General features: G+C 74.8%; 14 protein-coding genes and 3 pseudogenes. 9 read left to right on the top strand and 8 right to left on the bottom strand.

What is annotated here, in order from left to right; genetic code table 11:
- The first annotated feature begins 65 nt into the window (after positions 1 to 65).
- The 7 genes from GL259_RS03050 (at position 66) to GL259_RS03015 (ending at position 10,632) form a co-directional block, all read left to right on the top strand.
- Positions 66 to 920 carry a hypothetical protein gene (locus GL259_RS03050; RefSeq protein ID WP_159528923.1) on the top strand — a complete coding sequence of 285 codons (855 nt, stop codon included), beginning with the start codon at positions 66 to 68 and terminating at the stop codon, positions 918 to 920.
- A complete protein-coding gene (locus tag GL259_RS03045; protein ID WP_159528922.1) occupies positions 917 to 2,398 on the top strand; it encodes a CocE/NonD family hydrolase in 1,482 nt (493 codons plus the stop codon). Before GL259_RS03050 ends, GL259_RS03045 begins: the two co-directional genes overlap by 4 nt.
- Entirely contained in the window at positions 2,395 to 3,774 is a 1,380-nt protein-coding gene (locus tag GL259_RS03040) for a YcaO-like family protein (RefSeq protein WP_159528921.1), read from the top strand. Before GL259_RS03045 ends, GL259_RS03040 begins: the two co-directional genes overlap by 4 nt.
- Before the next feature lie 232 nt (positions 3,775 to 4,006).
- Positions 4,007 to 4,936 carry a SagB/ThcOx family dehydrogenase gene (locus GL259_RS03035; protein ID WP_243762224.1) on the top strand — a complete coding sequence of 310 codons (930 nt, stop codon included), beginning with the start codon at positions 4,007 to 4,009 and terminating at the stop codon, positions 4,934 to 4,936.
- Complete coding sequence (locus GL259_RS03030; RefSeq protein WP_159528920.1) at positions 4,933 to 6,672, top strand: ABC transporter ATP-binding protein; 1,740 nt, start codon at positions 4,933 to 4,935, stop codon at positions 6,670 to 6,672. The genes GL259_RS03035 and GL259_RS03030 overlap by 4 nt, the downstream gene beginning before the upstream one ends.
- Positions 6,669 to 8,426: an ABC transporter ATP-binding protein gene (locus GL259_RS03025; protein WP_159528919.1), complete on the top strand. Its 1,758-nt coding sequence runs from the start codon at positions 6,669 to 6,671 to the stop codon at positions 8,424 to 8,426. Before GL259_RS03030 ends, GL259_RS03025 begins: the two co-directional genes overlap by 4 nt.
- 787 nt (positions 8,427 to 9,213) lie before the next feature.
- On the top strand, positions 9,214 to 10,632 hold the full coding sequence (locus GL259_RS03015) for a salicylate synthase (protein WP_159538316.1): 1,419 nt from the start codon (positions 9,214 to 9,216) through the stop codon (positions 10,630 to 10,632).
- A 468-nt stretch (positions 10,633 to 11,100) separates the two neighbouring features.
- On the opposite strand, the pseudogene GL259_RS38460 reads toward GL259_RS03015, so the two are convergent.
- The 4 genes and pseudogenes from GL259_RS38460 to GL259_RS02995 form a co-directional block, all read right to left on the bottom strand.
- Positions 11,101 to 11,262, bottom strand: a pseudogene (locus GL259_RS38460) (cobalamin biosynthesis protein CobW); the annotation flags it as partial.
- A gap of 370 nt (positions 11,263 to 11,632) precedes the next feature.
- On the bottom strand, positions 11,633 to 12,820 hold the full coding sequence (locus tag GL259_RS03005) for a GTP-binding protein (protein WP_159528918.1): 1,188 nt from the start codon (positions 12,818 to 12,820) through the stop codon (positions 11,633 to 11,635).
- Between the two features lie 6 nt (positions 12,821 to 12,826).
- Complete coding sequence (gene rpmF / locus GL259_RS03000; RefSeq protein WP_159528917.1) at positions 12,827 to 12,997, bottom strand: 50S ribosomal protein L32; 171 nt, start codon at positions 12,995 to 12,997, stop codon at positions 12,827 to 12,829.
- Positions 12,998 to 13,236: 239 nt separating this feature from the next.
- Positions 13,237 to 13,418: pseudogene (locus tag GL259_RS02995) on the bottom strand (transposase); the annotation flags it as partial.
- A 29-nt stretch (positions 13,419 to 13,447) separates the two neighbouring features.
- On the opposite strand from GL259_RS02995, the gene GL259_RS02990 reads away from it, so the two are divergent.
- Entirely contained in the window at positions 13,448 to 13,897 is a 450-nt protein-coding gene (locus GL259_RS02990; protein WP_159528916.1) for a protein kilB, read from the top strand.
- A 238-nt stretch (positions 13,898 to 14,135) separates the two neighbouring features.
- Here GL259_RS02990 and GL259_RS02985 read toward each other — a convergent pair.
- The 4 genes and pseudogenes from GL259_RS02985 to GL259_RS02970 form a co-directional block, all read right to left on the bottom strand.
- Positions 14,136 to 15,120 (bottom strand): annotated as a pseudogene (locus tag GL259_RS02985) (ferric reductase-like transmembrane domain-containing protein).
- A gap of 286 nt (positions 15,121 to 15,406) precedes the next feature.
- Complete coding sequence (locus GL259_RS02980) at positions 15,407 to 16,138, bottom strand: DJ-1/PfpI family protein (protein ID WP_159528915.1); 732 nt, start codon at positions 16,136 to 16,138, stop codon at positions 15,407 to 15,409.
- Positions 16,135 to 16,779, bottom strand: coding sequence for a DJ-1/PfpI family protein (locus tag GL259_RS02975; protein ID WP_159528914.1), 645 nt, complete (start codon positions 16,777 to 16,779; stop codon positions 16,135 to 16,137). The genes GL259_RS02980 and GL259_RS02975 overlap by 4 nt, the downstream gene beginning before the upstream one ends.
- A gap of 2 nt (positions 16,780 to 16,781) precedes the next feature.
- Positions 16,782 to 17,435: an HD domain-containing protein gene (locus GL259_RS02970; RefSeq protein WP_159528913.1), complete on the bottom strand. Its 654-nt coding sequence runs from the start codon at positions 17,433 to 17,435 to the stop codon at positions 16,782 to 16,784.
- Between the two features lie 53 nt (positions 17,436 to 17,488).
- Between GL259_RS02970 and GL259_RS02965 the strand changes: the two genes are divergently transcribed.
- The gene (locus GL259_RS02965) at positions 17,489 to 18,613 is read left to right on the top strand and encodes a helix-turn-helix domain-containing protein (protein ID WP_347814607.1); all 1,125 of its coding nucleotides are present in this window, start codon (positions 17,489 to 17,491) and stop codon (positions 18,611 to 18,613) included.
- Positions 18,614 to 18,736 lie beyond the last annotated feature (123 nt).

Here is an 18,736-nt window from a genome sequence, read left to right as displayed (position 1 = left end):
GCCCGCCCGTTGCCTTCCGGGCGGGCCCACGCCCATCCCCCACCCCTTTCGTCAGGAGGATCGTCGTGTCCCACAGCCGACTCGCCCCCGGTGTCGAGGTCGTCGCCGTGCCCGGGCGGGGGCTCGCCGTCCGGACCCCGGAAGGGGAGTTCTTCGGCGTCAGGACAGGGGGTGCCGACAAGGACGTTCTGCTCTCCCGGCTCACGGGCGTGACCACGGGCCCGGTGGACGAGGAACTCGACCGTGTGGTGCGGGCGTTCGAGGAGGCCGGCTATCTGGCGGAAGGGCCGCAGGACCCGCAGTGGCCCGCCGCTCGCCGGGACGTCCGGATCCTCGGCGACCCGGTACTGACCGAACCGCTCGCCGCGCAGCTGGCCGCCCTGGGCGCCCGGCCTCGCACGACGGAGGCCGTCCCCGCCCCGGACGGATCACCGGTGGCCGTCGAGGACCTGCTCGACGGAGAACCCGCCGCAGTCGTGTGGTGCCTCGACGGACCCGTCCCAGACGGGCTGTGGGACGCCGCCGACCGCCTGCCCGACCACGGCGTCGCGTGGCTGCGCTGCCACCGCGAGGCCTGGCAGGCGTACGTCGAGCCGGTGGCCGCCGCTCCCTCGGACGTCACCTCGGCGCACGTCCGGTCCCGTCGGCTCGCCGCCACCCCCGCCCACCGCGAACTGGCCGCGTACTGGAGCGGACCCCGTACCTCCGGCACGCCGGTCCGGCTCGCCCCGCCCGCCGCCACGCTGCTCGCGGCGCTGCTCGCGGACGACCTCGGTCGGTGGGCCACCGGCGCCCCCGACACGGCCGGCCTGCCGGCCCGGCGCCGGCTCCGCCGCGTGGACCTGCGCACGCTGACCGTCACCGAGCACCCCGTCCTTCCGGTGCCCGAGGTCGCACCGACACCGAAGAAGGACGGATGACAGCGTTCGACACGACCGTGGGGGAACTCGCCACCGACGTGGTCCTCCCGGCCGGCGACGGTCCCTTCCCGGCCGTGCTGATGCGCACCCCGTACGACCGGACCCGGCACCGGGCCGAGGCGCGCGGCTGGGCGCGCCGCGGGTTCGCCGCCGTCGTCCAGGACGTGCGCGGCCGGTTCGCGTCACCGGGGGAGTGGCACCCGTACGCGGACGAGGCCGCCGACGGCGCGGCGGCCGTCCGCTGGATCCGGCGGCAGCCGTGGAGCGACGGCCGGCTGGTGGCCGTCGGCGCCTCCTACGCGGCCCACTGCGCCCTCGTCCTCGCCCTCGACGTGCCCGGGGACGCCCGGCCCGACGCCGTCCTCGCGGCCGTACCCGCCCTCGGCCTGGCGGAGACGGCACGCGAGGCGTCCGGCGTGGAGCGGCTGCTGTCCCGCGCCGGATGGTGGGCCGCCCACGGCGACCGGCCGGACTCGGACGAGAGCGCGCTGGACAAGGCCCTCGCGGCGGACCCCGGTCTCCTCACCCACCTGCCGCTCACCGGCCTCCCCGAACGGCTGGGCCGCGGGCTGCCCTCCTGGGCGGGCCTGTGGCGGCACCGCGACCGCGGTCGCCTGATCGCGCGGGCGGCGCACGCCGCCGTGCCCCTGCTCGCGGTGGGCGGCCACCACGACCACTTCACCGAGGACACCGTCGCACTGTGGCACGCCTGGGGCGGACCCTCGGCGCGGCTGTTGCTGGGCCCCTGGGGGCACGGCCTCGGCACCACACCCGGACCCGACGCCGGCCCGGCCCACCGGGTGAACCTCGGCGAGCTGTACGTACGCTGGGCCCGCCGCGCCCTGACCGGCGAACTCGCCCCCGGCCGCCACGGCGCGCAGGGGCTGGGCGAGGCCGACCTGTGGCTGCCCGCCGGTACGAACGGCGAACCGCGCACCCGGCGGCCGCGGCTGCTGCACGGGGCCGCCTTCACCGCCGACCCCGGCCGGCCCGTCCGCTCCGACGACCTGACCGTCCCCACCGACGGCCCGCCCGACCGCTGCCTGCTCGTCACCCCGCCGCTGCCGCGTCCGCTCGACGTGGTCGGCCCCATGAGCCTGAACCTGCGGGCCACCGCCCACACGCCGTCCGCCGACTGGGCCGTCCGGCTGGTCGCCCTCACGCCGGAAGGGGTCGCCGAGCGACTCGCCGTCGGGATCGTCCGGCGCGACGAACCGGCAGGCCGTGAGGCCGCGTTCACCGTCGGCCTCGGCCGGCTCGCGCGCCGGCTGCCCGCCGGCACCCGGCTGCGCCTGGAGATCGCCGGGCATCACTTCCCGGCCCACGCCCGCAATCCGCACACCGGGGAGGACCCGGTGACGGCGAACCGGCTGCGTGCCTCCCGGCGCGAGATCGGTCCGGACGGCGTGGTGCTGAGCCTGCCCGTGCTCCCGTCCCGCCCCACCCCCGTCGACCCCGCGGAGGAGATCCTGAGATGACGACGCTGCCGCTGGAAGCACTCGTCGACCCCGTCTGCGGCATCGTCCGCAAGGTCGAGCCCGTCGAACACCCCGCGGGCGCCCCGCCCCGCTACACCGCGCTCACGGCCGAGATGTCCGACGCCCGCAAACACGGCCTGTGGCCCGCCGACCGGGTCTCTCTCGGCACCACCTTCGGCGACCCCGGTCAAGCCCGCGTCGCCGCGATAGCCGAGGGGGTGGAGCGGTACTGCGGCAACCGCGTGCCGCCGCCCGGCCACCGGGACGCCCCCGTGCGGGCCACCGCCGCCGAACTGGCCGGCAAGGGACTGCGACTCTACGGCCCGGAGGACCTGCCCGCGTACGCCGACTGGCAGTACGCCCGGGAGAAGTTCCCCTACCGCCCCCTGACCCCCGACACCCCGGCCCTGTGGACGCGCGGCACCGAACTGCTGCCCGGCGGAGGAACGACGGATGTCTGGGCGCCCGTCGCGCTCACCCACCTCAACTGGCGCCAGGGCGAACTGCGCGAGCTGCCCCGCACCCACCACCTCAACTACGCCGGGATCGCCACCGGACAGGGGCTCGACGACGCCGTCGAACGCGGCCTGCTGGAGATCGTCGAACGCGACGCCCTGGAACTGTGGTGGCATCTGGACGGCCCGGCCCGCGGCATCGACCCGGCGAGCGTGCCCGGCCTCGCCGACGACCTCGCCGGCTCCGCGTTCGACGTCCACATCGTCGAGATGCACTCGGAGTTCGCCCCCTGCATGGCCGCGCTCGTGCACGACCCGCGCCTCGGCCTGTACGCCGCCGGGTTCGCCTGCAAGTACGACCCGGCCGAGGCCGCCCGCAAGGCGGTCCTGGAAGCCGTCCACACCTGGGTCTTCACCCAGGGCCTGACCGACTCCGACGGCTGGGTGTTCCGGGCCGTGGAGGCCGGGCTGCTCGCCCGCGGGCTGTACCTGGACCATCGTGCCGACGGCCGCTATCTCGACGCGTGCGGTGAGCAGTTCGAGCACGTGCGGGACCTGGGCGCCCATGTGCAGGTGTGGCTGGACGAGAGGATGGCCGCCGAGGCCGGGCGGTTCACCGAACCCGCGCTCGGGACCGTGTCCCTCGACGAGGTCGAACCCGGCAGCCGGCAGCGGCTGGACAGCACGCTGGCCGCGGGCGGCCACCGGGTCATGACCTTCGACCTCACCACGGAGGACGTGGCCGAGACCTCCCTGCGCGTCGCCCGGGTGCTCGTCTCCGGACTGCTGCCCAACGCCCCCGCCGCCTTCGGCTACTTCGGCTGCCCGCGCCTCGCCGAGGCCGCCGTCGCCCGAGGGTGGCGCACGAACCCGCCGAGCGCGCCGGAGGACTTCACGCTGGCGCCTCCGCCGCACATGTGAGGGCCGCACCCGTGGAAGACCTCCGCGAGGACCGCCCGGTGGACCTCGTCGCCGCCCTCGCCCGCGCACGCTCCCCGGAGCCCCCCGGACCCGACACACCCGCGGGGGAGCGGTCCGGGCCTGGTCCGGGCCGCCGCGCCCCCTCCCGCCGGCCGACCCGGCGGAGCTCGACCTGGGGGCCCTGCTGCGCCTCTCGCTGGCCGCGGGGGACGACTCCGGACGCCTCAGGCCCGTGTCCTCCGCGGGTGCGCTGCACCCGGTGGACACCGAGCTGGTCGTGGGCGCGGGCTGCTCCCTGCCGCCGGGCCGCTACGGCTACGACCCGCTGCGCCACCGCGTCCACCGCCTCGGCCGGCAACCGGGGAACACACCGCCGGGGGTGACCGCCCGACTCTCCGTCACCGCACGGCGCACGGTCTCCCACTACGGCCACCGGGCCTGGCCGCTGCTGCTGCTGGACACCGGGCACGCCGCCGCGGCCCTGTTCCTCGCGGCCCGCGCGCTGGGCACGGGCGAGTCCGAGGTACGGCTGGACGGACTCGCCGGGAGCCCCCTGGCCGCCGTGCACATCCCGCCGCCCGGCGGGCGGGGCCAGGCGCACCCGGACGGCGGCGCCCGTGTCCCGGACCTGCCGGGGGGCCCGCCCACCCCCGCCGAACTGCTGGCGCGCCGCAGTACCCCACCGCCGCTGCCGGGCGCTCCGTCCCAGGACACGCTGCGGGAGGTCCTCACCACCGCCGAACGGGCGGGCGCCGGCGACCTGCGCTGGTGCGCCGCGGTCGGCCCACCACGACCCGCACTGGTGGCACTGGCCGCCGACGGCACGACCCTGCGGCGGCACGCGGCGGGAGAGGCCCGCCCGACGCTCGCCGCCTGGGCCGCGGGCCAGGCGTGGATCGCGGACGCGGGCGCCGTCCTGCTCGCCCACGGCTGTCCCGCGGACGCCGACGCCGCGCACATCCGCCGCGCCCACCTGCGGGCCGGCTTCGCCGTCCACCTGGCCCATGTCACCGCCCTGCGCCACGGGCTGGCGGCACGGCCCGTCGGCTCCTGGCAGCAGGCGGACCTCGGCGCCGCCCTCGGAGCCGCCCCGGACCGGGACTGGGTCGTCCACGGACTGGCCCTCGGCACCCGCCACGCCGACGAGGAGAACACCACGTGATCGTCCACCCCGAGCTGCACCGCGCCGCCGGGCACGCCCGGCGCCCCCTGCTCGCGGCCACCCTCCTGCAGGGCGCCGTCACCCTGACCCACCTGGCGCAGGCCGCACTGCTGGCCCTCGCGCTCGCCCACCTGGCCCGCGGTGACACCGGCCGGCTCCCGTGGCTGCTGACCGCGGTGCTCGCCGTCGTCGCCGCCCGCGCCGGGCTCGCCCTGTGGCAGCGGCACGCCGCCACCCGCGCCGGAGCCCGGGTCAGGGTGGCCCTGCGGGACGAACTCCTCGCCCACCTGGGCCGGTTGGGGCCCGCACACCTGACCACCGCGAGGGCCGGAGCCGTACGCACCACCCTCGTCGACGGGGTGGAGGGCGTCGACGCGTACGTCTCCCGCTACCTGCCCCAACTCCTGGTCACCCTCACCGTGCCGCCGCTGGCACTGGCCGCGCTGGCCGTGGTCGAACCGTGGGCACTCCTCGGCCTGGTCCCCGCCCTGCTGCTGGCCCTCGCCGGGCCGCGCGCCTGGGACCGGCTCCTGGCCGCCCGCGGCAAGGAGCACTGGGACACCTACGAAGGGCTCGGCGCCGACTACCTGGAGGCGCTCCAGGGCATGCCCGCCCTCCGTGCCGCCGGCGCCGTCGGGCGCACCCGCGCACGCCTTGAGGAGCGGTCCGCCGCGCTGCACCGGGCGACCGTCGCCAAACTGCGGGTGTCCCTGGTCGACACCGCCATCACCGACCTCGCCATCCAGGGCGGCACCGTCGCCGCCGCGCTCCTGGCGTGCTGGTCGTCCGTCACCGGATCCACCGCGGCGACCGGCACCTACCTGGTGCTGCTGCTGGCCTCCGAGTGCTTCCGGCCGGTCCGCGACCTGGCCCGCGAATGGCACGCCGGATACCTGGGCGTGTCGGCCGCGGACGGCCTCGCGGCCCTGCGCACCGCCGAGCCGGCCGTCCCCGACACCGGAGAGACCCCCGCCCGCTGGACGACCCCGCCCGAAGTGCGCTTCGACGACGTCCGGTTCGCCTACGACGGCACACCGGCGCCCGCCCTCGACGGCGTCTCCTTCACCGCACAGGCGGGACGGACGACGGCGATCGTCGGCCCCTCCGGCGCGGGCAAGTCCACGCTGCTGGCCCTGCTCCTGCGCCACCACGACCCGCAGGAGGGCAGGATCACGCTCGACGGGCGCCCCACGACCGCGTACGCGCTCGACTCGCTGCGGCAGGGCATCGCCGTCGTCTCGCAGGAGACGTACCTCTTCCACGCCACCATCGCCGACAACCTGCGCCTGGCCCGGCCCGGCGCCACGGACGACGAGCTGACCCGGGCGGCGCGCGTCGCCGGGGTCCACGACGAGATATCCGCCCTCCCCGACGGCTACGCCACCGTCCTCGGTGAGCGCGGCGCCACCCTGTCGGGCGGCCAGCGCCAGCGTCTCGCCCTCGCGCGTGCCCTGCTCGCGGACGCCCCGGTGCTGGTCCTCGACGAGGCCACCAGCGCGGTCGACGAGCGCCGCGAAGCGGACATCCTCCGGGAACTGATGAACGCCGCGAGCGGCCGGACCGTCCTGGTGGTCGCCCACCGGCTGGCCGCCGTCCGGCACGCCGACCGCATCGTCGTCCTCGACGAAGGGCGGGTGGACGCCGTCGGCGAGCACGCCGGCCTGGTCGAGGCCGGCGGCGTCTACGCGCGGCTCGTCGACGCCGGCCGCGCCCACCGAGGAGAACTCGCCGCATGAGCAACGCCACCGCCACCGCCGCCCCCTCCGCAGCGGACGTACCCGCGCGAGGCGCGCTGCGGGCCCTCCTCCCCGCCCTCGCCGCGCACCGCGCCATGACGGCCCGCACCTGCGCCGCCGCCCTCCTCGAACAGGGCTCCCTCGTCGCGCTGGTGACCCTGGCCGCGCACACCGTGGGTACCGCCGCCACCGAAGGGCGCGCCCCCTCGGCCGCCACCGTCACCGCGCTCGTCGCCCTTGTCCTCGTGCGCGCCCTGACGACCTGGCGGGAGATGGACCTCTCGCACGACCTGGCCTACCGGGTGCTGGCCGTGCTGCGGGTGCGCGTCTTCGACGGACTCGCCCGCAGCGCGCCCGCCCGCATCGCGGGCCGGCGCAGCGGCGACCTCGCCGCCACCGCCATGGCCGACGTGGAGGCGCTGGAGTTCTTCTACGCCCACACCACCGCCCAACTGCTGGCGTCAGGAAGCATTTTCACCGGGGGCTCCCTGGTCCTCGCCGTGGTGGAACCGTGGCTGCTGGCGGCCGTACTGCCGGTCGCGGCCCTGCTCGCCACGGCGCCCTTCGCCGACGCGCGCGAACGCGCGGCACGCGGCGGCCGCACCCGGACGGCCACGGCGGGGCTGTCGGCCGACACGGTGGAGACCGTCGACGGACTGCGCGAACTGCTCGCCTTCGGCCGGCTCGCGGAACGCCGCCGCACGCTGGCGGAGCGAGGGCGGCAGGTGGGCGACGCCCAGCGCGCCGAGGCCACCTGGGAGGCGGCCGCCGCATCGGTCCGCGACCTCCTCATCGTGGCCGCCGTCCTCGGCGTGGTCGCCGCGGCGGCGCAGTCCGTGACCTCCGGACGGCTGCACGGCGCATGGGCCCCGGCGGCGATGGCTCTGGCCCTGTCCGTCCTCGGTCCGGTCGCGGAGTCGGCGCGCGCCTTGAGCCAGGCCGTGGCCCTGCGCGCCGCGGCCTCCCGTGTCGGCGCGGCCGTCGAGGCCCCCGCCCTCGCCCCGCCGCCCGCCGCTCCCCGCTCCCTGCCGCCCGGTCCGCTGGGCGTCCGGCTGCACGGCGTGCGGTTCGACTACGGCGGACAGCCCGTGCTGGACGGCGTCGACCTGACCGTCCCCCCGGGTGAGACACTCGCCCTGGTCGGTGCCTCGGGAGCCGGCAAGTCGACCTGCGCCCACCTGCTGGCCCGGTTCTGGGACCCCTCCGGGGGAGCGGTCCAGCTGGTGTCCGCCCACGGCGACCCCGTGGACGTCCGGGACGTGAGCGACCCCGAACTGCGGCGTGCGGTCGTCCTCGTGGGACAGGAGACGCCCCTCTTCCACGGCACCCTCGCCGAGAACCTGCGGCTCGCCGCACCCGAAGCGGACGACGACCTGCTCGCCACGACAGCGCGCCGGTGCGGCGTCGACCGGATCGCCGCGATGGACACCCTCGTCGGGGAGCGCGGCGCGACCCTCTCGGGAGGCCAGCGGGCCCGCATCGCCCTCGCCCGTGCGCTGCTGGTACGCCCGCGCGTCCTCGTCCTCGACGAGTCCACCGCCCACCTGGACAACACCGGCGACGCCCAGCTCGCCGCCGCGCTGCGGGAGGAGGGCCGCACCACGATCGTCATCGCCCACCGGCCGGCCACCATCCGCCGTGCCGACCGCATCGCCGTCCTCGAGAAGGGGCGCATCACGGAAGAGGGAACCTGGGAGGAGCTCACGAGCCGCCCCGGCGGCGCGCTCAACCGCGTACTCACCACCCCCTCCTGAGCACGGGACGCCGTCCCGGGGCCCGCGCAGGGGGCTTGAGGGCGCGTGCACCCGGAGACGACTGCCCCCGAACGAACACCGCAACGACGGTCGGCCGGCACGGGGAGGGATCTCACGTGTACGCGCCCTTGCGTCTGAGACCGAGGGTGGATCCGCCGCTCGCCGGGTTGCCGGCGGACCGGCTCTTCCCGCACTCGCTCGTCGACGCGCCGGGGTCGCTCCTCAACGTGCTGCTCCCCGGGACCGTCGCCGAGGACGCCGCCGGCTTCCGCGTCGTCCACCGCCACCACCTGGCCGGACGTGTGTACTTCGCGCACAAGGCGAACCGGCCCAGCGCCTTGTGCGGAGGCCGACGGCCGAGGACCCGGCGGCCGTCGGCCTCGACGTCGCGCCCCCGGAGGGGCTGAGGCACGCACTGGGCTGCGGGTTCACCGGAGACCGCGTCAGGGCCACGTGTCCCGAGGACATCGAGTTCCTGTGGCTTGCGGTGCGCGTGGGAGCGACGGTGAACCTCGACTCGCCCGGAGAGCAGGAACGGCTCTCCGGCCTGGTGCGCACGTACGGCCTCGGCCGGATCGCCGTAGCGGACCATATCCTCGTTCTGGAGGACGGCGGGATCACCGAACGCGGCACGCACCACGACCCGGTCACGGGAGGCGGCACGTACGCCTCCTTCTGGCACCGGCGGACCCGGTCTGACGGCTGGCGGCGGCACGCCCGTGACCTCGCACCCGGCACCAGCGCTCCACCGGACCCAGCGGCAGCGGCACGAGGAAGGCACGACGCGATGAACAACGGCCCCCGGAACACCTGGGACTCGTGGGCGGGTTCCGTCCCACCGCTCGTCTCCGCGAGCACCCTGGAACCCAGCAACGACGCCGCGGCCACGGCAACTCGCCTCGCCCGGGCCGCTCTCGCCGACCAGTACGTGGTGTACGAGGGGGAGGGCGGCGTCTGGCACTTCGCGGCGGGCTCCGCCGTCAGCCTCACCGCGCACGCGGACGCCGTCACCGCGCGGGCGGCGGGACGGACCTGGAACTCCCGCACCGACGGCAGCCCGCTGACGGCGTTCGCGGCGGCGCTGCGCGCCCTGTCCGACGCGGACGACGCGCACGGCGCACGCGGCGGCGGACGCCACTTCTACGGCTGGGCGGCCTTCGAACTCGCCCACCTCCTCCACGCCGACCCCGCGGTCACCGGCGACGGGCCGCTGCTGCACGCGCTGGTCCCGTCCGTCGAGGTCACCCTCACCGGCGACCGGACCGTGGTCCGCGCGGTGGACGACGCGTGGCTCCGCGAGGCCGCCGACCTGCTCGCGGAGTTATTACCGGCACGACAGCCCGCACCCGACGGGACGACGCCGGAGACATCCGAGGACATCATCGCCGCCGGCACCGACGCCTACGGCAGTGCGGTGGCCCGAACGGTCGAGGACATCCGCGCGGGCCTCCTGGAGAAAGCAGTCCTCTCCCGGAAGATCCCGCTGCCCGCCGGCACGCCCGTGGACTTCCCCGCCACCTATCTCGCCGGTCGCCGGGCCAACACCCCGGCCCGCTCCTACCTGCTGGACCTCGGCGGCTACCGGGCGGCCGGATTCAGCCCGGAGACCGTCCTGGAGGTCGGCGAGGACGGCCGCGTCAGCACCCAGCCGCTCGCGGGCACCCGCGCACGCGGCGCGGACCCGGCGGAGAACGACCGCCTGCGGGCGGAACTGCTCACCGACCCCAAGGAGATACACGAACACGCCGTGTCCGTACGCCTCGCCTGGGACGAGATGGCCGCCGTGTGCCGGCCCGGTTCCGTGGTGGTCGAGGAGTTCATGGCGGTCCGGCCGCGCGGCCCGGTGCAGCACCTGGCGTCGCGGGTGACCGGCCGCCTCCGTGAGGACGCCGGGCCGTGGGACGCCTTCGCCTCCCTGTTCCCCGCGATCACCGCCACGGGCGTCTCCAAACGCGCCGCCCTCCAGGCCCTGGCCCGCCACGAGCAAGGACCCCGCGGCTTGTACGGCGGCGCGGTCTTCCGGGGCAGCACCGGCGGCGCCCTCGACGCCGCCCTCGTCCTGCGCACCCTCATCGGTGAGGGCGACGGGACATGGCTGCGCGCGGGCGCGGGGGTCACCGCCCAGTCCAGCCCCGAACGGGAGATCGAAGAGACGTGCGAGAAACTCCGCAGCGTCGCCCCGCACCTGCGGTTCACCGCTGACTGACCGTGGTTCGAGTGTGATCCCACCTCGCCGGAGGCGTCCGGCGCGCAGCCCCTCCCACCGAGGCCCCCTCGGTCCCGCACAGGACACGGCCACCGTGTCACCGTCGCCCGCGTCACGCTGTCGCGAGGCGTGGCACCCCGGATCTGCGGGAGAATCTGTGGGCGGAGACGACGTGCGCGCTCACAGGGCGCCGACCGCCGCTGCCGATGTCGAGCGCGCGGCCGAACCCGGCCGTCGCCTCGATGCCGGAGGCAGCAGTCACGCGGGGCACCGGGGCCATGGGGGGCCACCGGCCGCTCCTGATGCCCTGGCAGGAAACGCGGAACGCATCCCCGACCCGGGGGTGCGTTCCGCATGCGCTCGGCTTTTCCGCGGTGAGGAGCGGTGCCGGGCGGAGTCCTCGTCCCCCACCGGCTCGAGTACGGCAGAGCGCCATCTCCCGGGCGTCCTTGGTGGAGCTGGGTGAGGAGCGCGGTCCTCGTCGTCGGCGCCCTCGCTCTCCACGACGGCGAGGACGGGGGCGTACTCCAGCTGCCTGGCCCAGGTGTCGCCGACCCTGAGCTGGTCACCGGCGGCGGCCGCGAGGCCCGCCTCGGCCAGGTCGTCGCCGGTGCCGAGGCAGGGGAGCACCTGTCCACGCGTTCGTAACGCGTGTTGAGCCCGGTGCCGACCTCCACCACGGTTCCGTCGGGGTGCTCGGAGAGGAAGTCCGTCACCCCTCGGTCGAACAGAAGGGTGCGCGGCGCGCCGGGGAGGCTGGGGAGGTCGTCGAAGCGTCCGAAGTCGTAGTCGGTCGAGGCGACGGTCTCCTCGGCCCGCGCGTCCCGCAGCAGGGCGTGTTCCTTGCGGTTCTCCACCGCGCGGGCGCACAGCGGGATGAGGGGTGTTTCCCGCACCGTTCCCAGGCGCGGCTCCTCCTGCTCCATGAGCGGCCTCTCCGGCACGGGGGTGTACCGGGCCGGACGGTGCCGTGGCCGCGACCACCGTCCGGACCGGAGTTTCAGTGCCCCGTCACGGTGGTGAGGGGGTCGTGCTCGTGCGCGCAGCTCTCGTCGAAGCCGTAGGTGTCCCAGGCGGGGAAGGGATCGGTGGCGGGCGGGGCCTCGTCTTCCCGCATGAGGCAGTCGGCCAGGGCCGCCCGCAGGGATTCCGCGTTCAAGTGGGTGCCGATGAACACGAGTTCCTGGGCGTGAGGGCTGTCGGCGTCACGCGCGGAGGAGGGTTCGAAGCGTGCCACGGAACCGGCCTGGGACCACAGTCCCGTCACCCGCGGCCGGCTGGCCAGCGTGAAGAAGCCCTTGGACCGGAGTACCCGCCCGTGAGCGCCGCTGTCCAGTGCCTCCGTCACGAACGTCCACAGCCGCCCGGGATGGAAGGGCGCCGCGGAACGGAAGACGGTCGAGGAGATGCCGTACTCCTCCGTCTCGGGCACGTGGTCGCCGTTGAGTTCCCTGACCCAGCCCGGAGCCTGTTGTGCCCGCTCCAGGTCGAAGCGAGCGGTGCCCAGGACCTCTGCGGGCGGCACGCGGCCCCGTACGGCCGGCACGATGCGGGCGGCGGGATTGAGGCGTGCCAGGGTGGCCCGCAGCCGGTCGGCGGACGCCGCGTCGACGAGGTCGAGCTTGTTGAGGACGATGACGTCGGCGAACTCGATCTGGTCCATCAGCAGGTCGCTGACCGTGCGTTCGTCGTCCTGGTACTGGTCCAGGCCCCGCTCGGCGAGTTCGTCGCCGCCGGCGAGTTCCGGCAGGAAGTTGGCGGCGTCCACGACCGTGACCATCGTGTCCAGCCGGGCCAGATCGCCGAGGGTGGCGCCGTCGTCTCGGGCGAAGGCGAAGGTGGCGGCCACCGGCATGGGCTCCGAGATGCCGGAGGACTCGATGAGGAGGTAGTCGAAGCGCCCCTCGCGCGCCAGCCGGTCCACCTCTTCCAGCAGATCGTCGCGCAGGGTGCAGCAGATGCACCCGTTGGTCATCTCGACCAGGCGTTCCTCGGTGCGCGAGAGAGCCGCCTCGCCGCCGCGCACCAGGGCGGCGTCGATGTTGACCTCGCTCATGTCGTTGACGATGACGGCGACGCGCAGGCCCTCGCGGTTGGCGAGGACGTGGTTGAGCAGGGTGGTCTTGCCGGCACCGAGGAACCCCGACAGGACGGTGACGGGCAGACGCGGCGAGGGGGCGTGGGTCATGCGGTGTCAGTCCCCGGGGCGGAGCAGACCGCGCTCGTACGCCTTGGCCAGCCGCTGGGGCACGCGGTACGGAACCCCGTCCACCGTGACCGTCACCAGCTGAGGCGTCGTGGCCTTCCACTGCGCGCGACGGTGCCTGGTGTTGCTGCGGGACATCTTGCGTTTGGGCACGGCCATGGGGACCTCCGAGTACGAGCGGTGTGCGCCACAGACGATACATGAAAATGGATGTCATTACCGTTGATGCTTTCGCGCACCCGGACGGATTCCGCTCGGTGCCTTCCTGGCGGCACCGCGCCGCTGTCCCGGATCGGCGAGGCCCGCAGCCCCGGCGGTGACCGGCAGTTCGGGCGCGGCGGCACCGGGCACGGCCAGGTCGTCGTCGGTGAGGGCGTCGGCGACGATGTGCCGGACACCGGCGGCAGCCGGTTCCAGGTACAGCCCGAGGTGGTCACGAAGATGACGGCGGCGAGCACCTCGCGGTCCCCTCGCCGAGGGTGCCCTCCGCCCTGCGGGTGAACCGGCGCCGGCGGCACCACTCGCCGGAACGACGTCCACGGGTCTTCCGGCCCATCCGCTCGACAAGCGCAGCAGTCATCGCCTCGGACTGCCGCGAGACCACGCCAAGTGAAATGGCGCCCAAACGCGCTCCTCACACTGCTCGGCGGAATCGTCACCAGCGCACTCCAGACCCGCGCCACCCGCTCCGTCCGCGACGCCGAACGCGACGACCGGCGTCGGGACGCCCAGCTCGCAGCCGTCACCGCATTGGTTGCTGCGATCGGCGACCACCGACGCGCCATGTGGCGCCGCGAGGACCTGCGCCTGGCCGGAGCGGATGCCGACACCCTCGCTGCCGCCCGGAGCCAGTCACACATCACCAGGTCAGCCGTCACCGCTCCGCTGGTATCCGTGCCGGTGCTCGTCCCCGATCTCGCAGAGGTCGCCACCGCCGCCGCAAGGGCAGCGTTCGGCATCCGCCAGGCCATGGATGCCGATGAGCTCGCCGCTCTCCGGCAGACCGCAATCGACGCCAGCGATCAGTTGGTCAAAGCCGCCAGTCGGCGCCTGTCCTGACGCCTCCGGCATGCCAGAACACGGCTGGTACCGGGTTTCGGCCGTACTGTCCCGGAGCGCCCCGCTCCGGCGACACCGCCCGGGCAGCGCGAGACGGCAGCGACGCGGGCGTTCCATGTTCCCGCCGAGCGGCCGGTGGCGGGCAGTGCCTGTCGGGAACCGCTCGCCGGTCACGGTGGCGGGACCGCGCCGCACGCACACCGGCTTCCTCGTTCCGCCGTCGCCCTGTCACCGGCCGTCAATCCGTCTCCTGGGCGTGTGGGGCCGTGGCGGGCGGATGGGTCGGACGGTCCCGTCCGCCGTCGCGGCCGGACACCACCAGGACGACGAGCCCGACGACGACGGCTCCGGCGGTGACCCGTCCTGCCGCCCGTGCCCACCACCACGGCCGGGCCGCGTTCCCGCGCCCGGCCGGCCGGCCCAGCCGTTCAGCCCGCCGGGCCGGTCTCAGTAGACGGAGCAACAGCAGCACTGCGACCGGCAGTTGCAGCAGCCACAGGACGGTACGCGGCCACTCCCCGTACCAGACGTTGGTTCCGTACAGCAGCGTGTGCCACACGCTCAGCACATGGACGACGATCACGAAACGGTGCAGCCGTCGCCAGGCGTCCGCTCCGAGGCGGTGCCGGACGTAGAACAGCAGCCCCAACGGAACCGCCAGGTACAGGGCCCCCTGACCGAGAGGGATGGCTACCCGGCCGGTTCCGGAGTCGTACCAGCCCGGCACGAAGGTGTCAGCGAAGGCCACCCACAACCGCTCCGCCCACGCCACCCTCGTCTCACAGCGCACGAGTTCCGCCGCGAACATCAGCGCGTGCGCGGACCTCAGGGCCATCGTGGTCAGGCTCGTGGTGCGGTGCCAGCGCTCCAGGGTCTGCCGGGGGACCGGCAGCCGGGTGGGACGCGGCCCCGACAGCAGCAGACCGAGCATGACCGTGCCCCAGGCCCACAGCAGCCCGGACCAGCCGAACGCCTGGCTGAGCAGGTACATCCCGTACGTGCCGGGGTCGTCCATGAACGGCATGACCGCGACCGTGTCCGACTCGCCCGACTCCGTGCGCCCACAGCAACACGAACACGAGCGCCGTGACCACCACCGCCGCGGTGGCGTCGGGCAGGGCGGACCGCAGGTCGCCGCGGAGAGCGACGCGGTCGCCGGAAGGCCGCTGCCGTCCGGGAGGTGCCGCCACCCCGTCTTCGTCCGGCCTCGCGTCTGACGCCATCAGGAGCCTCCCGGGCACGGGCCACCGCAGCAACGGTGCGCATGTGTCGCGAGGCAACAAGTCCGGCTGAAGGCAGAGCAGCCCCCCGAGGCGATATCCGGCCGGAGCCGCCATGAAGACTTCACAGGGCGCACCTGGTTGCTCCGCCTCCCTTCCCCCAGCCGACACAGCAGCCGAAACCTCGCTGTCACAGGGACACGGGCGCCTCCAGGCCCATGCCCCCAGTCGGTCCGCGCCCCGTCCGTCCGGACGCCTCCGTGTCGGGACCGCGACCGGCGACGTCCGCTCACCGACTGCTCCGCGCTGTCCACACCGTGCCGCGGGCCTCGTACTCGAGCATCTCTTCCAGACCGACCGCGGCGTCCGCGCCAAGTTCCCGGCGCACCAGCCACAGGGCGAGGTCCAGACCGGAGGTCACCCCGCCGGCGGTGACCAGGTCGCCGTCGTCGACCACGCGGGCGTTCTTCAGCACGCCCCCCTGCCGCTCCAGGTCGGCCCGTGCCCGGTGATGGGTGGTGCAGGGGCGTCCCGAGGTCAGCCCGGCCGCGGAGAGCAGCATCACGCCCGTGCACAGCGCGCTGACGGTCAGGCCCGGGCGGGTCGCGGCGGCCAGGGCCCGCGGCAGGGAGCCCCGCCGGATCTCGGCCCACACTCCGGGGTCCTCGCGGCGCGCGTACCCGCCGCCGGGGACGACGAGAAGGTCCGCCCCCTCGGGGGCCCACCCGTTGTCGACGCGCAACCTGGTGCCGTAGGCGGCCTCGACGGTACGAGGACCGTCGAGCGTGACGTAGCGGACCTCCGCCTCCCGCTCGGCGAAGTGACCGGAGGCGGAGAACACCTCGTACGGTGCGGCGAAATCGAGTTCCTCCACACCGTCGAACATGACGACGTGGACACGTAACGGACGGTCGCGCCCAGGAGCCGCGGAGACCGCCGCGTCGGCCCGGGTGGCGGCGCCGGCCGTCAGTGTCGCGGCCCCGAGCGCGGTGCCGGCGTGCAGGAGGGTACGGCGGTTCATCTCGGTCGGTGCTCCACTTCTCGGTCGGTCACGGAGGGAAGGAGAGGCTCGTCCGCCAGGTACGGAGGTGCCGGGTCGTACTGGAGGGCACGGCGCACGGCACGGGCGTGCTCACGCCCGTGCAGGTGGCCGACGAGCCACAGGGCGCTGTCGATGCCGGCGGAGACGCCCTGGCTGGTGAGCAGGTTGCCGTCGACCACGTAGCGGGCGCCCCGTACGACGGTGACGTCGCCGCGTCCTTCGAGCGCCTCCTCGTACTGCCAGTGGGTGGCGACCCGGCGGGTCCGGGCCGGGCCGGCGGCGTGCAGCAGGAAGGTCCCGGTGCAGACGCCGACCACCCAGGTCGCGCGCGCGGCGGTGTCGGTGAGCCAGCCGGTCACCCGCTCGTTGTACGGCTCGACCTCCCGGGCGCCGGAACCACCCGGTACGAGGACGACGTCCAGCGGTGGGTGGTCGCCGAGTGTGTGATCCGGCAGTACCCGCATGCCCTGGGAACAGCGGACGGGCGCGGAGCGCTCGGCGACGAGCAGGACGTCGTCCCTGCCGTCCCGCAGTCCGGAGGAGGTGGTGAACACCTCCCACGGGCCGGTGAAGTCGAGTTCCTGCGCCGAGTCGAACAGCAGGATTCCGTACGTCGTCATGTTCAGTCACCCCAGCGTGCGGCGTCGGCCATGGTCTCCATCCGGGTCCTGTGCGGCGGCACGGACCGCTCCCGCAGCAGTTCGGACGCGAGGGAGAAGGGCGGGGCCTTCTCCGGACGGCGCCGTGCCTGGGCGACGATCTCGTCGGTGAGGGTGGTGGCCATGGACAGCCGCGGGTAGGCGGTGTGGATCGCGGCCCCGGTGGCGTCGTCGACGCAATCGGTGTCCCAGCCGAAGTCCATGCCGGCTCCCTGGTGCACCAGGGCGCACAGGGTGCCGCGGCGCTCGGCGACCCCCGGCGTCGTGTGCAGGGCGATGGCCTCCCACACGGCGTCGACGTCGGCGGTGGGCAGGCCCTGCTCGGTGAGGAACTCCGCGGCCGTGTCGGCGCCGTCCACCTCGAACCGCTGGTGGCGGTCACCGGCCCGCGTCAGGCCGATGTCGTGCAGGACGCAGGCCAGGAACAGCAGTTCCGGATCGTAGTCGCGCCCCGGCTCCGCGCCCTGGTGGTCGGCGCGGAGGCGGGCGAACAGCGCGCTGCGGACGCTGTGGTTGGCGGTCGCGGTGGACTCCGTCTCGCGCACCAGGGCCAGCGCGCGGCAGGCGAGGGGAGTGTCGGGGAGCGGCGGGACGCCGGTGGTCATCTCGTCGTTCATGGCATAGATGATCGGCTGCGCCAACTGCCAGTGACAGTGGCAGACTTGCCTCCATGCGAGAGGAAACTGCCACCCCTGCCGCACCGCACCGAGTGGCGGTACTGGTCATCGACGGCGCGCTGCCCCTGGACCTGGGCATCCCGGCCCAGGTCTTCATCGCCGTGCCCGGTGATCCCTATGAACTGACCCTGTGCGGACGGACCGCGGGGTCGGTCCCGACCGCGGCGGGGTTCGCCGTGACGGTGACGGCCGGGCTGGAAGCGGTGCGCGACGCGGACACCGTGGTGGTCCCGGGGTACGCACCGCACCTACGGGAACTCCCGGAGGACGTCCTGGCCGCACTGGCCGGGGCCCACGCCCGGGGCCGGCGGCTGGTGTCCATCTGCACGGGGGCGTTCGCGCTGGCGGCAGCCGGGATCCTGGACGGCCGCAAGGCCACCACCCACTGGAAGTACGCCGACGAACTGGCGGCGCGGTACCCGAGGGTGTCGGTGGACCCGCGCGTGCTCTACGTGGACGAGGGGCAGGTACTGACCTCGGCGGGCGTCGCCGCCGGCATCGACCTGTGCCTGCACCTGGTGCGAAGCGACCTGGGCGCACGGACGGCGAATCAGGTGGCGCGCTCCCTGGTCTCCGCTCCTCATCGCGACGGCGGGCAGGCGCAGTACATCAAACGGCCGCTGGCCCCCGACACGTACGGCGTCACCCTGGCGGCCACCCGGGCGTGGGCCCTGGCCCGCCTGCACGAACCGCTGACGGTCCCGCAGCTCGCCGCGCACGCGCACATGGCGCCGCGGACCTTCGCCCGGCGGTTCGTCACCGAGACCGGCACGACGCCCCTGCGGTGGCTGCTCGCCGCCCGGCTCGACCGCGCCCGGGAACTCCTGGAGAGCACCGACCTCGCCGTCGACCACATAGCCGACCGGTGCGGTCTGGGGAGCCCTTCGAACCTCCGGCTGCACTTTCGGCGCACCCTCGGGACGACACCCACCGCCTATCGCGCGGCGTTCGCCCCGACGGCACGGCCGGACTCCGCCCAGACACACGCCCCGACGACGGCTACCGGCCCGTCGGCCACCTTGCCGTCCCGGCCGGAAACGACACCGGGACCTCCCACGGCGGCCTCATGGCAGTCGACGCCCTCGCCGTTGCTGCCAGAGGGCCTCCGCTCCAGGTAGTCGGTGTTCGGGACGTTGTTGTGACCGATCCGGGCGGGAACGGCGAAGCGGTCCCTGAGCAGTCGCACGAACCGGCGTGGCCGGAGCATGCCGGAAGTGCTCGCCGAGGTCGCGGCAGCGACG

Origin of the sequence: Streptomyces sp. Tu 3180, assembly GCF_009852415.1 — a bacterium.
Taxonomy (GTDB): domain Bacteria; phylum Actinomycetota; class Actinomycetes; order Streptomycetales; family Streptomycetaceae; genus Streptomyces.
This window is presented reverse-complemented; position numbering and strand designations above follow the sequence as displayed.

Coding starts and splice junctions, on each gene's coding strand:
- GL259_RS02965 (WP_347814607.1), top strand. CDS start 17,489: ATGCGAGAGGAAACTGCCACCCCTGCCGCACCGCACCGAGTGGCGGTA.
- GL259_RS03005 (WP_159528918.1), bottom strand. CDS start 12,820: ATGACCCACGCCCCCTCGCCGCGTCTGCCCGTCACCGTCCTGTCGGGG.
- GL259_RS03015 (WP_159538316.1), top strand. CDS start 9,214: ATGAACAACGGCCCCCGGAACACCTGGGACTCGTGGGCGGGTTCCGTC.
- rpmF (WP_159528917.1), bottom strand. CDS start 12,997: ATGGCCGTGCCCAAACGCAAGATGTCCCGCAGCAACACCAGGCACCGT.
- GL259_RS03045 (WP_159528922.1), top strand. CDS start 917: ATGACAGCGTTCGACACGACCGTGGGGGAACTCGCCACCGACGTGGTC.
- GL259_RS02970 (WP_159528913.1), bottom strand. CDS start 17,435: ATGAACGACGAGATGACCACCGGCGTCCCGCCGCTCCCCGACACTCCC.
- GL259_RS03040 (WP_159528921.1), top strand. CDS start 2,395: ATGACGACGCTGCCGCTGGAAGCACTCGTCGACCCCGTCTGCGGCATC.
- GL259_RS02980 (WP_159528915.1), bottom strand. CDS start 16,138: ATGAACCGCCGTACCCTCCTGCACGCCGGCACCGCGCTCGGGGCCGCG.
- GL259_RS03025 (WP_159528919.1), top strand. CDS start 6,669: ATGAGCAACGCCACCGCCACCGCCGCCCCCTCCGCAGCGGACGTACCC.
- GL259_RS02975 (WP_159528914.1), bottom strand. CDS start 16,779: ATGACGACGTACGGAATCCTGCTGTTCGACTCGGCGCAGGAACTCGAC.